This window comes from Pseudoalteromonas sp. PS5 (genome assembly GCF_004103255.1).
In the GTDB taxonomy this organism is placed as follows: domain Bacteria; phylum Pseudomonadota; class Gammaproteobacteria; order Enterobacterales; family Alteromonadaceae; genus Pseudoalteromonas; species Pseudoalteromonas peptidolytica.
Map to the genome: position 1 here is coordinate 16,645 of NZ_RCSQ01000083.1, position 16,494 is coordinate 33,138.

The window sequence follows — 16,494 nt, forward strand, 5'->3', positions numbered from 1 at the left end:
TTACCCAATAACGTATAACAAGTAGGGGATACAAATGAATTTTGAATGGAATGAGGCACAGCTGTCATTATTTGAGCATGCTTTAAGTTATTCGTCTGACTTAAGGTCTACCACCCAAAAAGCAGGGGAATTTCCGTTTGATTTATGGAAATCTTTAGGTGATTTCGGTTACTTTGGATTACCTGTCGACAGTAAATACTCACCTTGTGGTTCTGGCCTAGATATTTTAACGACAGTAAAAGTATTAGAAGGGTTAGGGCAAGGCGGTGCAGACACAGGGTTATTGTTTGCAGGAGCCGCACATACTTTTGCTTGTGTCATGCCAATTTACGAACATGGTAGTGAGGAGATAAAGCAAGAGCTATTACCTTCGCTCACCACAGGAGAAAAAATTGCTGCAAATGCGATATCAGAAGCAGAAGCAGGTTCCGATATCGCGAAGTTAGCGACAACTGCACGTCTTGAGGGTGATTATTATATCATCAAAGGAGCAAAATCCTATGTGACCAATGGCAGTGTTGCTGACTACTTTATTGCCTATGCAACGACCAATGCTAAGTACGGGTACCTCGGTCAGACAGCATTTGTTATCCCCGCTAACTTACCAGGAATAGAGGTAGGTAATAGTTATAAAAAGCTGGGTTTGCACTCGGCTCAGCTAAATCAGGTTTTTTTTGATGATGTGAAAGTCCACAAAAAGTACGTATTAGGTGACGAAGGCCAAGGTGCGAGGATATTTGCGGCATCAATGGATTGGGAACGCTGTTGCTTATTTGCATTATTTATTGGTGTGATGCAACGCGATATAGACTGCTGTATTGAGTATGCAAACTTGCGAAAGCAGGGCGACAAGACGATAAGTAAATTTCAGGCGGTATCACACCGTATCGCCGATATGGAAGTGAGACTTCAAAGCGCAAGATTATTACTTTATTTTGCCGCTTGGCAGAAGTCGCAAGATGTAGACAACACCAAAGCAGTGGCCATGAGTAAACTCGCCATCAGTGAAGCTTTCGTCCAATCAGGATTAGATGTGATTAGAATACATGGAGCACTGGGTTATCTTGATGAAGGCGGCGTAAATGGAAGCATTAAGGATGCGTTAGGGTCAGTACTTTTTTCTGGCACGTCTGATATTCAAAGAGAATTAATATGTAACAGGCTGGGCTTACTATGAAAAATCTAAATGAGGTTTTACTCCAAGGTAAGTCTATTGCAGGTGAACACAAGTTGGCTGTTCATGATGGTTTGTTAAGCATGGATTATGATGAGTTGTGCGAAGCGGTCTTCCATTTTGCAGGACATTTAGAGCGTTTGGGAGTCCGCTCTGGTGACCGTGTTGGCTTATGGGTAGACAAGTCATGCCGTGCCCTCGCTGCTATGCTTGCTGTTACTCATATTGGCGCGATTTACGTGCCAATAGACCCTGCAAACCCAATTCGGCGTGTTGAGGAAATAAGAAAGGATTGCCAGCTTAGTGTATTAATTACCTCAGCTGAGCAGTTAGATCAGTGCACTCGCGACTTTTCGATTCAGTGCCAAGTTATTGTGCTGAATGAAGAGTACTATGGCAAAGCTGAACTTATTTCGTCATTGACTTGCTGGAATGATGCGATGCAAGCGACGAGGCTTTCATCCCCTGTAAAGGTCAATCCGCAGGCCGTAGCCTATATGTTGTATACATCAGGTTCTACAGGTACACCAAAAGGTGTCCAGATAACCCATGAAAATGCGCTAGCATTTATTGGTTGGGCGAAAGAAAAGCTCACCTTGAGTGAGCAAGATAGGTTTGCAAACCATGCTCCATGGCATTTTGACCTTTCAGTATTCGATATTTATGTGTCTTTACTGTCTGGTGCAAGCGTACATTTGGTGTCTGAGTTATTAAGTTATGTGCCAAAGCAGTTAATCGACTTCATTGAGCAGCAAAAGATAACAGTGTGGTACTCAGTGCCTACTGCACTTAAGCTTATGTTAGAAGCAGAACCGCTATTTGGCGAGCGCTGTGAACGCTTAACACACGTTATTTTTGCTGGAGAGGCGTTCGAGATAAAAGCATTAAAAGTATTACGAGCACAATTACCGGATACGCGACTATACAACTTTTATGGCCCAACAGAGACTAATGTGTGCACCTACTATGAAGTGGGTAAGCATGTTCCTGATCTTCTTCCTATTGGCTATCCCGCCAGTAACAGCGTTATCACCATTAGAAACCAGCAAGGAGACAAACTTTCACAAGGTTTACGGGGCTTTATTTGTGTTTCAGGACCTACCGTATTTGCCGGATACTGGGGAAAGACTGCTCAGAATAGTGAATACTATAATACAGGGGATCTAGGCTACTTTAACGAGTTCGGTGAACTTATGTACAACGGTCGAGAAGATCATATGGTTAAAGTAAAGGGCTATCGCATTCATTTAGGTGAAGTAGAGCATGCTTTGAATCAACACAAGCACGTAGCAGAATGTGTTGTAGTACTAAATGAAGACAAACAATTACATGCCCACATTACAATCAAGGAAAAAGCACCGACCTTGCTTGAATTGAAAATGTATTGTGCAAAGTTGTTACCAAAGTACATGTTGATTGACAGGCTACAGATCTGGTCACAATTGCCATTAACACGTAACGGCAAATATGCCCGTAAAGCACTAATGGCGACTTAAAATCTTATGTCGAAAAGTCTGTATTTCTTTAATTATGTAAAGGTGGCTCAGAGATGGGTTGCAATGTGAATAAAAAAGCCTCTGAATAATAATTTCCCCTCTGAAGCCCCATATCCAGCATATAGGGGCTTCTTTATGCGCTAGTTGCACAGTGCTAAGGCCGCAGAGCGGTTTGGAGCATTGAGCTTATCTAAAATACTCGCCACATGATTTTTCACTGTGAAAGGGCTGATCCCAAGAATAAGGCCTATTTCTCTATTCGTTTTTCCTGCCGAAAGCCAGTCATATACTTCTTTCTCTCTTGCTGTCAAAGCATCTAGCGGGTGTTGCTCCGCCCATTTAGGTTCTAGGCTTGTGGTATATGCTTTGTGTAAATAAGGAGTGATCAAATCAATAAGGTATGATGCGGGTGTCAAAGTGCTAGAAAGGCTATTTTGGAAAATGACCAGCAACATAAATGCAGCACTGGGATCGTCCTGACCATAAAGTGCTACGTCGGACAAAATACTGCTGGTTTTACAGACATCGCGTAACTCTTCCAGCGGGAACTCATCGTTGTAAATCATTTCTTGTAATTTTTTCACTAATTGGCTGCAAGCTGATATATTGATGTCTGAGACTACTTTTCTTTCTTTTTTCTTTACTAACGCGATATACAGGCCGGAATTGTTGGCAAAAGACATGACGCTCTGAAACGTATCATGATTAAAATTCTTGTATTTTGCGGCTGCTTTTAGTTGCATTATCGCGGACGTTACTACAATCAGCTCGTTATTTGTGTTTGACATGGCTGCTTTCCTTAACAATTTTGTTTCATTTTGTATTCAATGTGTTTCTTTTGTTTACTTATGCAGATAATGGTCTTTTTTTTTCACAATGGTCAAATTATTTAATCAATTGATTACATATTGTGTCTAGACGTCTTGATGGTGTTTTTTTTGCGCTTGACTGCGCAGGCTGGTTTGACCAGTGCTATCTAAATCTTAAAGATTAAGGTTCTAATTTTTAAGCATTAAATTTTTATTAAGTTATTTTTCTGGTGGGGTACAAGGAGGCAGTTTTTATATCGAAGTGATTGTTAGTTGTGATGCTGTAGGGTGTTGTATTTGTTAAATTTAGTTTCAGAGATAGAAACGTTTATCTCGATATTGAGGTTAATACTAATTTACTATATAGCTCGCTTGCTAATAATTAAGATTGCACAATGATGTTAGACCAAAGAGCGCGAAAAGGAGTTGGAGACGGTTTTGATTGTTTGAGAGTACCTCGGATTGCAGCAAAAGGCGGTTGATAAGAAAGTTGATCATGAGTATTACCATGTTTGCGGTGATGAGGAGAATGTTTGCCGCTTAATGTTACCATTGATATTGTACCGCGTGGAGCTTGTGAAGTTTAAACCTTTGTAATTAAAGGTTTTAATAGGATTTTGTTGAAGTGTTATTTCTGGCTTGAAGGTTGCTTGTTTTTTAAGATGAATACATTCAACACAAAAGGATTAGTATGAATATTACGCAAACCATGCAAACACAAGCTGCCACACTAAATCAATCTGCTCACCGTAAGCAATATTCTGCTCAGAGTGATTTTGCCACGGCACTGTCAGCGGCTCACGCTGGCAGTGAGAACGGCGAAAGCAAGGCTGCAACGAGCAGTAACAGCTATTACACTATGATGACAAATGAAGGGAAGACAGCCCTAAACTTAGATAATCACTTTAAAGCCGCGGCTAATGTGCCTGGAAGTACAGCCTTAACTAAAGCTGTGCTTATCTTACCGACTAAGCAAAATGTTGATAATTTGTCAGCCTATTCTGAGATGAAAGTAAAAGCCTTACTCGCTGAACACGATATCCCTATTCCGCCAAAAAGCATTACCTTTGATGATGAGGGGAAGCTTGTTTTGCCGAAGGATTACAAATACAAAGATGAATTAATCGCTGCGTTTGAAGCAAAGCCTGAAGTGCTCAATGCTGTGCGAGCAACCATTGGTATTGCCAGCCAATATCAGGGTCTCATGGAGTCGCAACCATTCAGAGATGAAATGGCAATGGCTAAGGATGAGCAAGCTAGAAAAGCCATACTAAAAAAGTATAGTTACTTATTTGATGAAAATCGCCAACACCCTCAAACACTGTTATCCTTTTTGGAAGACGGTCGTATGTCGGTGGTATCTGGATAGAATTTAGAGGGAGATGTTAGACTAGGTTGTATCCTAAGCTGAGAGCGCTCAGAGACTGGTGATGATAAAGCTACTTTTCATTTTGAATTAGCAAACTGGTAGAATGCAAATTTGTAGCAACAGAAAATCATCGCCAGTGAGAGAAATTAAAAAGCCAACGACATAGCGCTGGCTTCGGGTTTATTACTGTTGTTATTAGTAATTTACGCTGTGTGTTCGATCACTCTATCAATCGTTTCGTCACTGCGCAGCGTTAATATTTCAACGCCATTGTCAGTCACTAACAGAGTATGTTCCCATTGAGCTGAAAGGCTACGGTCTTTAGTTACAACTGTCCATTCATCTTTAAGTAGTTTACATTGGCGCTTACCTGCATTGACCATAGGCTCAATGGTCAAACACATGCCCGCTTTAAGCACTTCACCAGTACCTGGCTTACCATAGTGCATTACCTGTGGCTCTTCGTGGAACTCTTTACCAATTCCATGTCCGCAGTTTCGCGAACGATAGAATAGTTAAAGCCTTCTGCATACTTTTGAATTGCAGCGCCAATATCACCCAAACGAGCGCCTGGTTTTACCATTTTTATTGCAAGATATAGGCTCTCTTGTGTAATTTCGCTTAGGCGTTTACCTTGGATAGTCGGTGTGCCTACATAAAACATTTTTGAAGTGTCACCGTGATAACCATCTTTGATAACGGTAATGTCTATATTGATGATATCACCTTCTTTGAGCGGCTTGTCATTTGGAATACCATGACAGATAACGTGGTTAACTGAGGTACAAATTGACTTTGGAAAGCCGTGGTAATTTAGTGGCGCAGGAATAGCTCCTTGCTCATCAACAATGTAATTGTGACAAATGGTGTTTAATTCGTCTGTGGTCACCCCTGGCTTAACATACGGCTCGATCATTTCCAGTACTTCCGCGGCTAAGCGCCCGGCAACACGCATTTTTTCGATTTCTTCAGGGGTTTTGATCACTGCACTCATTTAGACTCCAAGTCAATTTAGATGAACATTCATTATGCACAAATTTTACGCATAAGATTGAGTTAATTCTTTATATATGGTATAAAGCGCGCCGTCTTTTTACAAATAATTCTTCATCACTTGGTGAATATGAATGTTTGTAGTTAAGACAACACACTTAATTAATATTAACACACACACATATCGACACATACACTTGGGTGCATGTAGCTTAAAAACTTCGTGTTGGTGCTATGGGATATGTGGAGGCCTAACCCTAAACTATTAGAGGAAATATACAATGGCAAACGTTTCAATGCGCGATATGCTTCAAGCTGGTGTTCACTTCGGTCACCAGGCACGTTACTGGAACCCTAAGATGAAGCCGTTCATCTTCGGTGCACGTAACCGCGTTCATATCATCAACCTAGAAAAAACAGTACCTTTATTCAACGACGCTCTTAAGTTTCTTTCGAACGTTGCTTCAAACAAAGGTAAAATCCTTTTCGTAGGTACTAAGCGCGCTGCAAGCGAAGCAGTTAAAGAAGCGGCTATCCAAAGTGAGCAGTTCTATGTAAATCACCGTTGGTTAGGTGGTATGTTGACTAACTGGAAAACAGTTCGTCAATCAATCAAGCGTCTTAAAGAGCTTGAGACTCAAAGCCAAGACGGTACTTTTGAGAAGCTTACTAAGAAAGAAGCGCTAATGCTTACTCGTGAAATGCAAAAGCTTGAAAAAGGCCTTGGCGGTATCAAAGATATGGGCGGTCTTCCTGACGCTATCTTCGTTATCGACGCTGACCACGAGCACATCGCTATCCGTGAAGCTAACAACCTAGGTATTCCAGTAGTATCTGTTGTTGATACTAACTCTAACCCAGATGGTGTTGATTTCATCATTCCAGGTAACGACGATGCTATCCGTGCAATCCAGCTATACACTGGTGCAGTAGCAACGGCTATCACTGAAGGCCGTGAAAGCAACATCGTTGCTCAAGCAGAAAACGACGACTTCGTTGAAGCTGAGTAATTACCTGATTAGGTATTAGCTGTCATCAAGTCTTCATCAAATTTTTGGTGAAGACTTGATATTCTTTATAAGCGATTGACTGCTTACCCCGTTGTTTGCCAAGCAGACCTTGAAAGATAACGGATTTTTATCAAATTGAGGCGTGCTGTACTTGATTTGATATTCAGCCAACTTAAAGGTTGGTTTTATCAAGAACTGAATTCAGATTTGAGGATATTCTAATGGCTGTAACTGCTGCCCTAGTAAAAGAACTTCGTGAGCGCACTGGCGCTGGTATGATGGATTGTAAAAAAGCACTAACTGAAACTAACGGTGATATCGATCTAGCTATCGAAAACATGCGTAAAAGTGGTGCTGCAAAAGCTGCTAAAAAAGCAGGTAACATCGCTGCTGAAGGTACTATCATCATCAAGCAAAGCGAAGGCGTTGCTGCACTAGTTGAAGTTAACTGTCAAACTGACTTCGTAGCAAAAGATGCAAGCTTCCTAGGTTTTGCTAATGAAGTTGCTGACGCTGCACTAGCTGAAAAGCTAGACATCGAAGCGCTTAAAGCTAAGTTCGAAGAAACGCGTGTTGCACTAGTTGCTAAAATTGGTGAGAACATGAACATCCGCCGTGTTGAATTCATCGAAGGTGCAAAGTTAGTTGCTTACCGTCACGGTGAGCGCATCGGTGTTGTTGTTGCAGGTGAAGCTGACGAAGAAACACTTAAGCACGTTGCTATGCACGTAGCTGCGTCTAAGCCTGACTACCTAAACCCAGAAGATGTACCGGCTGAAGTAGTTGAAAAAGAAAAAGCGGTTCAAGTTGAAATCGCAATGAACGAAGGCAAGCCAGCTGAAATCGCTGAAAAAATGGTTGTTGGTCGTATGAAGAAGTTCACTGGTGAGATCTCTCTTACTGGTCAAGCTTTCATCATGGAACCTAAGAAATCAGTAGGTGACTACCTTAAAGAGAAGAGTGCATCTGTTTCTTCATTCATTCGCCTAGAAGTAGGTGAAGGTATCGAGAAGAAAGAAGAAGACTTCGCAGCTGAAGTTGCAGCACAAATCGCTGCGGCGAAAGGCGAGTAATCACCAACGGTGATGCCTAATGACGTAAAAGCTGACATTAGCTTTGCGTCATTGCTGAAAATTCTCTAAAATAACCGCGCATTTATGTCTAGCATAAGCGCGGTTATTTTTTACCTCACTTTTAATTGGCCCGGATATTATGACTATCAATAAAAAACCTGTTTTTAGACGCGTTCTTTTAAAGCTTAGTGGTGAAGCTTTAATGGGAGATGAAGGCTTTGGTATTGATCCAAAAGTTTTGGATCGTATGGCACAAGAAATCAAAGAGTTAGTAGAGCTCGACGTAGAAGTGGGTTTGGTTATCGGTGGCGGTAACTTCTTACGTGGTGGTTCACTTGCTGAAGCGGGCATGAACCGTGTTGTTGGCGATCACATGGGAATGCTAGCAACGGTTATGAATGGGCTTGCGATGCGTGATGCGCTACATCGTGCTTTTGTAAATGCACGCCTGATGTCTGCTATTCCATTAAATGGCGTGTGTGATGCTTACAACTGGGCTGAAGCAATCAGCTTGTTAAAGTCTGGCCGTGTGGTTATTTTCTCTGCAGGTACGGGCAACCCATTCTTTACAACCGACTCGGCTGCATGTTTGCGTGGTATCGAAATTGAAGCTGATACGGTAATTAAGGCTACCAAAGTTGAAGGTGTATTTAGCGACGATCCGGTGAAAAATCCAGAGGCAACGTTATACCGCACGTTGACGTATAACGAAGTTATCGACAAAGAATTGAAAGTGATGGATCTAGCCGCTTTTACATTGGCACGTGACCACAATATGCCAATTAGCGTATTCAACATGAACAAACCAGGTGCATTGAAAAATGTCATCATGGGTGAAGAAGAGGGGACGCTGATCTCTTCTCAGGCTGCAGAATAATCTAACGTCGATTTTGGCAACGCATAGTTTAGATGACGGAGTCTAATTAACCGACGTGAAGGTGAAGTAGCGAATCTCTAAATTGCGAGTATAATCTGGCATAACAAGAACAGACTAGGAAAGTATTGTGATCGAAGATATTAAAAAAGACGCTCAAGAGCGCATGAAAAAAAGTGTGGCAGCTCTTGCAAGCCAACTTTCTAAAATTCGTACGGGTCGTGCACACCCTGCGCTATTAGATGGTATTTCTGTTTCTTACTACGGTGCGGATACACCATTAAACCAAGTAGCAAATGTAACCACAGAGGACTCTCGTACACTGGCTATCAGTGTGTTTGACAAGTCTCTAGCTCAAGCTGTAGAAAAGGCAATTTTATCGTCTGATTTAGGTTTGAACCCAATGTCTGCTGGTACTGTTATTCGTGTTCCGCTTCCTCCACTTACTGAAGAACGTCGTAAAGATCTGATCAAGATCGTACGTGGTGAAGTAGAAGGTGGTCGTGTTGCTGTTCGTAATATCCGTCGCGATGCTAACGGTGATGTAAAGTCTTTACTAAAAGACAAAGAGATCTCGGAAGATGAAGCACGCCAAGCTGAAGATGAAATTCAAAAGTTAACAGATAAGTTCATCAAAGAAATGGATACACAGCTAAGTGCTAAAGAAGCTGAGCTAATGGAAATCTAAGCGTCTTTTACCTAGCAGGTGTGTACAGAGTTCATTAAAACAAAGTAGAAAAATCTGTTTTGTTTCTGAGCAGTTAGCGCATTTTTGCCTAGGTACAAGGACAAATTTATTAGGTTTGAAGCGCGCCTAGGGTATACTAGGCGGCGTTTTTTTTTCACTAAAATTGGAATTATGGTTTTAAAAGCAGAGGTTATTTCTCAGCAGTCACTGCCAAAACATGTTGCGATAATAATGGATGGCAACGGTCGTTGGGCTCAAGCTCGTAGGCGCCCTCGTGCCTTTGGGCATAAAAAGGGTGTGGACTCTGTCCGAAGTGCTGTGCAATTCTGTTCCAAACTGGGTATAGAGTCTTTGACACTATTTGCATTCAGTAGTGAGAACTGGCGTAGGCCAGAAGACGAAGTAAGCACATTGATGGAGCTATTCATTTATGTGCTGTCTAAAGAAGTTAAAAAATTACATAAGAACAACGTAAAGCTAACCATTATTGGCGATCTTTCTCGTTTTCCAGACGCGCTTCAGCAGCGAGTTCATGAAGCTCAAACATTGACCCAAAACAATACTGGGCTTAACTTAAACATTGCTGCAAATTACGGTGGGCGTTGGGATATTACACAAGCTGCACAACAACTCGCTCAGCAAGTCGCCTCGGGTGAATTGCAAGCCAGCGATATAACCGAAGATGCACTCACCAAGCAAATGACTATGTCTGACCAAGCAAGTCTTGATTTGTTGATCAGAACGGGAGGTGACTTCCGCATTAGCAACTTTTTGCTTTGGCAAGCAGCGTATGCTGAACTCTATTTTACCGACACGCTATGGCCTGATTTTGACGAGCAAGCATTCTCTGAAGCCATTGCTTGTTACGTGTCTAGAGAGCGACGCTTTGGATGTACGGGAGAGCAAATTAAGCAACTCCTTGCAGAGAAAGACGCAACAAGTTAAGGGTTCAAATTTGTTAAAACAACGCATTTTAACGTCAGCTGTGCTTGCACCTCTGGCACTACTTTTGGTGTTTTATACGCCGTTGGCAATGTTTAGTACCATTGCCGCACTTATCGTTTTACTGGGTGCATGGGAGTGGTCAGCGCTTGCTGGTCTGTGTCAAAAGCGTCAACGAATTGCTTTTGTAGGCGTCATGGCTGTATTGATACTAGTGCTTAATAGCCATTGGCCGATACAAGAGTTATGGCAACAAGGGCGCTTAGTTGCAGATGCAAATTACGTTTTTACGTTAGCGTTTGCATGGTGGCTAGTCGCAACTTTCTTGGTGGTAAAGTACCCTCGTGCTGCGAGAGCTTGGAACGAAGGTATTATGATGCGTTCAATCGCGGGAGTATTAACATTGATCCCGCTTTGGCTGGCGCTGAATGTGATGCGAAGTGCGGGATACCAAGAAGGCGAGCATATTGGCTCGGTGCTCATTATGGTCGTACTAGGGATTGTTTGGAGTGCCGATATTGGTGCTTACTTTGCTGGCAAAAACTTGGGCAAGCATAAGCTTATGCCCAAAGTCAGTCCAAACAAAACCATTGAAGGCTTAGTTGGCGGCTTGGTGACCGCTGTGTTATTTGTATTGATTTTCTGCCATTTTGCAGCGATTGATATGAATATGTGGCCGATATATGCGGTCATGACTGTGGTTATTGCACTTTTTTCCGCGGTAGGTGATTTACTAGAAAGCATGTTCAAACGTGAAGTTGGCCTTAAAGACTCTGGTCGTTGCTTGCCAGGCCATGGTGGCATTTTAGATCGCATAGACAGTCTTACTGCCGCAGCGCCGATTTTTGCATTTTGCTACGCGTGGACGGTTGTACTATGAATCAACAAAGCTTGGTCGTACTTGGTGCAACAGGCTCCATTGGACTATCAACACTCGATGTTGTGAGTAGAAATGCACATCAGTATCGCGTTTTTGCCTTAGTTGCTGGTCAAAATGTTGAGAAAATGACAGAGCTTTGTTTAGCATATCAACCACGCTATGCAGTAATGAATTCTGAGCTGGCCGCTCAACAGCTTGCTCAACACTTAGCTCATACTGCTACCGAGGTGCTCAGTGGTGTTAGCGCGATGGCAGATATGGCGCGACATGATGATGTTGATATTGTGATGTCCGCTATCGTCGGTGCAGCGGGTTTACTACCTACCCTAGCGGCGGTTGAAGCAGGGAAAAAGGTCCTGCTTGCAAACAAAGAATCTTTGGTTATGAGTGGTCAGCTATTTATGGATAAAGTAAAAGCGCATGGCGCGACTTTGCTCCCTATAGACAGCGAACATAATGCCATCTACCAATGTTTACCAAACTCAATACAAACAGGGCAAAGCAACACCCTGTGCGAAAGTGGTGTGAGTAAAATCTTATTAACCGGATCTGGTGGACCATTCTTGCAGCGGCCATTAGAGACGCTACCGAATGTTACTGTTGAAGAAGCTGTAGCCCATCCAAACTGGTCTATGGGTCGAAAAATCTCTGTTGATTCAGCAACTATGATGAACAAAGGGCTTGAGTTTATTGAAGCTAAATGGCTCTTTAATTGTTCTGCGGATGATATTGACGTGGTGATCCATCCTCAGAGTATGATCCACTCTATGGTGCAATATCGTGATGGTTCTGTTATTGCACAGATGGGGCAACCTGACATGCGTACACCCATTGCCTATGGGTTGGCATACCCAGAGCGAATTGATGCGGGCGTTGAGCCTTTGGACTTTTCACAAATAGTTGATTTCACTTTCACAAAACCAGACTTTGAACGTTATCCAAATTTGCGATTAGCAATTGATGCTTGTCGTAGTGGTCAAGCTGCGACAACGACGATTAACGCTGCTAATGAAGTAGCGGTCGCAGCCTTTTTAGATAAACAAATAGGCTTTTGTGACATCTACCGAGTGAACGCCTTAACACTTGAGCAAACCACGCTTGGCGTATTAGAATCCGTTGAGTCTATTATGGAAGCAGACCAAGCTGCACGTTATCGAGCTAAGCAAATCATTACAACATTGAGGTAACTATGTTTGAATTTTTCTGGCACTTAGGTTCATTTATTCTTGCTCTAGGGATTTTAGTTACGGTGCATGAATATGGCCATTTTTGGGTTGCCAGAAAAGCCGGTGTTAAAGTTCTACGATTTTCTATTGGTTTTGGAAAGCCTTTGCTTAAATGGTATGACAAACACCAAACTGAATATGTCATCGCAATAATTCCACTGGGCGGCTATGTCAAAATGCTCGATGAGCGTGTTGATGATGTCGCAGAGCAGGAAAAGCACTTAGCTTTCAACAATAAGCCGGTCTTGTCACGTATTGCTGTGGTAGCAGCAGGTCCAATCGCTAACTTTTTATTTGCCATCATCGCATTGGCAGCCATGTACATGATTGGAGTGCAGTCAGCTAAACCCGTCGTAGGTGCAATCACACCAGCAAGTATCGCCGCAAAAGCGGGGTTTAGATCTGGCGACCAAATCATTGCACTTAACGACGAGTTAGTACATTCATGGCAAGATGTCACCTTTGAACTGATGGCACATCTCGGTGAACCTAGCTTAGTTGCAAAAGTACAAGATGAAAAAGGTAGCTTGGCAATACGCACATTAGCCTTGTCCAACTGGAAGCTAGATAAACAAGATGAAGCGCCGTTAACGTCAGTTGGTATATCGCCATATCGGCCACCACTAACATTGCAGTTGGGTTACATCGAACAGGGTGCCGCTGCAGATAAAGCCGGTTTTAAGGTACAAGACACCGTTGTTGCAATTAACGGTGAACAGTTAGAGACCTGGCAGCAGCTGGTGAGTCGGGTGCAAAAATCTGCCAATCAGTCATTGGTTGTCGATATTCTAAGAGATGGTCAGACTCAAACCTTAACTGTTATTCCACAAGCAAAAACATCTCCCGATGGTATTGTCCAAGGTTATCTTGGTGTAGTGCCCGTGATGGAAAAATGGCCGAATGGGTATATTGAAACTAGACAATACGGCATTCTAGATAGTATGGTGCTTGGCATTCGTAAAACTTACGATCTCATTGCCCTTAGTTTTGATATGATTGGTAACTTACTAACCGGTCAAGTCTCAGTTAAAAACTTAAGTGGACCGGTGGGGATCGCGGTAAGCGCTGGAAATAGCGTTAGTTACGGTTTAGTTGCATTTTTAGGCTTCTTGGCGCTTATTAGCGTTAACTTAGGGGTTTTTAACTTATTACCGCTCCCTGTCTTAGATGGTGGGCATTTAATGTATTACTTAATTGAACTAATTCGTAGAAAACCAGTCTCTGAAAAGACACAAGAGTTTGGGTTTAAGATAGGAGCTGCGCTTCTGCTTGCCTTAACGTTTTTTGCACTATTTAATGACGTTTCCCGGCTTTAAGCCGTGCGGTGCTAAAAAGCGCACATAACATACAGTTTAAATGTTTGCAGGTTTGGTTAAACATACAACGGAAAACACAATACACAAGCTGTAACATTTGAATGTTGTGATGTAATGGGCCTTAGCGTATCGCGCCAAAATTGTTGTAAAGGATAAAGATAATAAAATGCCTATAAAAAAACACATTGCAGTAACCAGTTTACTGGGCGCTAGTTTTGCTGCCTTAGGGCAAAACTCCTTTATCGTAGAAGATTTAAAAGTAGAAGGGTTGCAGCGTGTAGCATTAGGTGCTGCATTAACACACATTCCGATCAACGTTGGTGACAATATTGATCAGTTTACGATTTCACGCACAATCAAGGCGCTGTACAAATCAGGACATTTTGACAACATCGCGGTATTTCGTGATGGCAACCAAATTATCTTTAAAGTCAAAGAGCGTCCTACAATCAGCTCTATTGAGTTTGATGGCAACAAAGACATTAAAGATGAACAGCTCAATGAAAGCTTAGAACAGCAAAACATTCGCCAAGGTGAGCCGTTAGACAAGACGGTGCTTGATAGCATCGAAAAAGGTCTCACAGAGTTTTTCCACAGTATTGGTAAGTACAATGCGAAAGTGGAAGTAAGTATTGTTGAGTTACCTCGTAACCGTGTAAAGTTGAAGCTTAAATTCGAAGAAGGTGATGCCGCGTCTGTACGTCAAATCAACCTTGTTGGTAATGAGCTGTTTTCAGATGAAGAGTTACTTAATCTCATTGAGTCACAACAAGACTTACCTTGGTGGCGCTTTTTATCTAATGACCGTTATCAGAAGCAAACCATTGAAGGTGACTTAGAAAAAATCCGCAGCTACTACCTAGACCGTGGTTATTTGCGCTTTAATATTGACTCGACACAAGTTTCAGTAAGTCCAGAGCGTGAGTCGGTATACGTTACCGCGAATATCACTGAAGGTGAAAAATATACTGTCAAAGGGTTTGACTTTATTGGTGACTTACTAGGGCGTGAAGATCTGATTAAAGAAATCGTGCCACTGCGTGCAGGTGAGCTTTACAATGGCTCGGTAGTGACCGCAACGGAAGATTTTATTAAGAGCTATCTTGCGCGCTTCGGTTATGCCAATGCGGAAGTTCGCACCGTGCCAGAAATTAACGATGAAGATAAAGAAGTACAATTAACGTTGTCTGTCGACCCTGGCAAGCGAGTATATGTACGTCGCATCGTAGTAAACGGTAACCAAAATACTGCGGATGAAGTACTTCGTCGTGAAATGACTCAGCTAGAAGGCGCTTGGCTTTCTAATCAAAACCTTGAACGCTCTAAATTACAAATACAACGCTTGCCATATATGGAAACGGTTGAGTTTGAAGTTAAGCCAATTCCGGGTGTAGAAGACCAAGTCGATGTTGACTTTACCGTAAAAGAGCAGCCTGCGGGTAGCTTCCAAGCCGGTGTTGCGTATGGCTCCTATGCGGGTCTGCAATTTAACATTGGTGTCAGTGAATCAAACTTCCTTGGCTCTGGTAATCAAGTGGCGTTCAATATTAACACGTCACGTGGCTCTGAGCGTTATAGCGTTTCCTACACAGATCCATACTTTACGCCAGATGGTGTGTCACAAGGTAGTAGTATTTTCTACAGTAAGTTTGACGCCAGTGAGTTTGGTATCGTCGACTATAAATCAACGAGCTATGGTTTAGGTACTAATTTTGGTTTCCCTATCAATGCCATAAACCGCGTTAATTTTGGTATTCGTTGGATAGAAGAAAGCCTATCGCAAATTTCAGACTTTGAGCAAACTCGAGTACTACGTGAAAGCTTCTTAAACGAAAGTGACCCAGATGCTGATTATGACTTTACGAAATATGAGCTAAGTGCCGGTTGGTCACGAGTTACGGTTAACCGTGGTATGTTCCCAACCGCTGGTTCTCGCCAAAGTGTGAATCTAAGTGTGACTACACCAAATTCGGATCTTAACTTCTTTAAGATCAACTATGATTCTCGTTTTTACTGGCCAATTAGTAACGACCACCGCTGGGTATTCTCAGCAAGAGCAGGCTTAGGCTATGGTAATGGTTATGGCGAAACCAATGGTTTTGAACAAGTATTACCATTCCAGGAATTCTTCCGTATTTCTGAACAAGAATTACGCGGTTTTGATCGTAATACTATTTTACCTAGAGCGGTTCAGCGTGCGCCTAAATGTCTACCAGGTACAGCTAAACCAGACGGTAGTGCTGGTAGCTGTATCGGTGCTGACCCTGAGTTCGACACGTTATCTTTAGGTGGCCGTATTGGTGGTAATGCCAAAGCGCTTGCTGGTCTTGAGCTAATTGTGCCAACGCCATTCTTAGATGAAGAAAACACCAGTTCAGTAAGAACCAGCTTCTTTGTTGATGCGGCCAACGTTTGGGATACCGAATTTGATGTAGACCGCTACAACAACTTGACGGAAGATCAATACAAATTACTTTCTGATTTCTCTGATCCAACGAGGTTCAGAGTGTCAACGGGTCTATCGATTCAGTGGATCTCACCAATGGGACCTATGCTGATCAGTTTCGCCTACCCGCTTAAAAAAGAAGAAGAAGACGATACGAAGACGATCAGCTTCAACATCAGTAATACATTCTAAGGAGTT

13 protein-coding genes and 1 pseudogene are annotated in these 16,494 nt (G+C 42.4%); 12 read left to right on the plus strand and 2 right to left on the minus strand.

The annotated features are described in order from the left end of the window. Window positions 1–34 precede the first annotated feature (34 nt). Complete coding sequence (locus D9603_RS11765) at window positions 35–1,177, plus strand: acyl-CoA dehydrogenase family protein (RefSeq protein WP_128731455.1); 1,143 nt, start codon at window positions 35–37, stop codon at window positions 1,175–1,177. Continuing rightward, window positions 1,174–2,670, plus strand: coding sequence for an amino acid adenylation domain-containing protein (locus tag D9603_RS11770; RefSeq protein ID WP_128731456.1), 1,497 nt, complete (start codon window positions 1,174–1,176; stop codon window positions 2,668–2,670). Before D9603_RS11765 ends, D9603_RS11770 begins: the two co-directional genes overlap by 4 nt. 140 nt (window positions 2,671–2,810) lie before the next feature. On the opposite strand, the gene D9603_RS11775 is transcribed toward D9603_RS11770, so the two are convergent. Then, on the minus strand, window positions 2,811–3,458 hold the full coding sequence (locus D9603_RS11775) for a helix-turn-helix transcriptional regulator (RefSeq protein ID WP_125253114.1): 648 nt from the start codon (window positions 3,456–3,458) through the stop codon (window positions 2,811–2,813). 712 nt (window positions 3,459–4,170) lie between these two features. Here D9603_RS11775 and D9603_RS11780 point away from each other — a divergent pair. Next, window positions 4,171–4,848 (plus strand): hypothetical protein, encoded by a 678-nt coding sequence (locus D9603_RS11780; RefSeq protein ID WP_128731457.1) that lies wholly within the window; start codon window positions 4,171–4,173, stop codon window positions 4,846–4,848. Between the two features lie 203 nt (window positions 4,849–5,051). On the opposite strand, the pseudogene map reads toward D9603_RS11780, so the two are convergent. Continuing rightward, a pseudogene (gene map / locus D9603_RS11785) lies at window positions 5,052–5,842 on the minus strand (type I methionyl aminopeptidase). A gap of 280 nt (window positions 5,843–6,122) precedes the next feature. Here map and rpsB point away from each other — a divergent pair. The 9 genes from rpsB (at window position 6,123) to bamA (ending at window position 16,488) form a co-directional block, all read left to right on the plus strand. Then, window positions 6,123–6,851, plus strand: coding sequence for a 30S ribosomal protein S2 (rpsB, locus tag D9603_RS11790; protein ID WP_128731458.1), 729 nt, complete (start codon window positions 6,123–6,125; stop codon window positions 6,849–6,851). Between the two features lie 221 nt (window positions 6,852–7,072). Continuing rightward, complete coding sequence (gene tsf / locus D9603_RS11795; RefSeq protein WP_125253110.1) at window positions 7,073–7,924, plus strand: translation elongation factor Ts; 852 nt, start codon at window positions 7,073–7,075, stop codon at window positions 7,922–7,924. 139 nt (window positions 7,925–8,063) lie between these two features. Further along, entirely contained in the window at window positions 8,064–8,801 is a 738-nt protein-coding gene (gene pyrH / locus D9603_RS11800) for a UMP kinase (RefSeq protein ID WP_125253109.1), read from the plus strand. A 127-nt stretch (window positions 8,802–8,928) separates the two neighbouring features. Then, window positions 8,929–9,486 carry a ribosome recycling factor gene (gene frr / locus D9603_RS11805; RefSeq protein WP_125253108.1) on the plus strand — a complete coding sequence of 186 codons (558 nt, stop codon included), beginning with the start codon at window positions 8,929–8,931 and terminating at the stop codon, window positions 9,484–9,486. A gap of 171 nt (window positions 9,487–9,657) precedes the next feature. Continuing rightward, a complete protein-coding gene (locus D9603_RS11810) occupies window positions 9,658–10,431 on the plus strand; it encodes an isoprenyl transferase (protein WP_128731459.1) in 774 nt (257 codons plus the stop codon). Window positions 10,432–10,441: 10 nt separating this feature from the next. Next, window positions 10,442–11,308 carry a phosphatidate cytidylyltransferase gene (locus D9603_RS11815; RefSeq protein WP_128731460.1) on the plus strand — a complete coding sequence of 289 codons (867 nt, stop codon included), beginning with the start codon at window positions 10,442–10,444 and terminating at the stop codon, window positions 11,306–11,308. Beyond that, window positions 11,305–12,495, plus strand: coding sequence for a 1-deoxy-D-xylulose-5-phosphate reductoisomerase (gene ispC, locus D9603_RS11820; protein ID WP_128731461.1), 1,191 nt, complete (start codon window positions 11,305–11,307; stop codon window positions 12,493–12,495). The genes D9603_RS11815 and ispC overlap by 4 nt, the downstream gene beginning before the upstream one ends. A 2-nt stretch (window positions 12,496–12,497) precedes the next feature. Then, complete coding sequence (gene rseP / locus D9603_RS11825; RefSeq protein WP_128731462.1) at window positions 12,498–13,850, plus strand: sigma E protease regulator RseP; 1,353 nt, start codon at window positions 12,498–12,500, stop codon at window positions 13,848–13,850. A 166-nt stretch (window positions 13,851–14,016) separates the two neighbouring features. Beyond that, on the plus strand, window positions 14,017–16,488 hold the full coding sequence (gene bamA / locus D9603_RS11830; RefSeq protein ID WP_125253103.1) for an outer membrane protein assembly factor BamA: 2,472 nt from the start codon (window positions 14,017–14,019) through the stop codon (window positions 16,486–16,488). Window positions 16,489–16,494 lie beyond the last annotated feature (6 nt).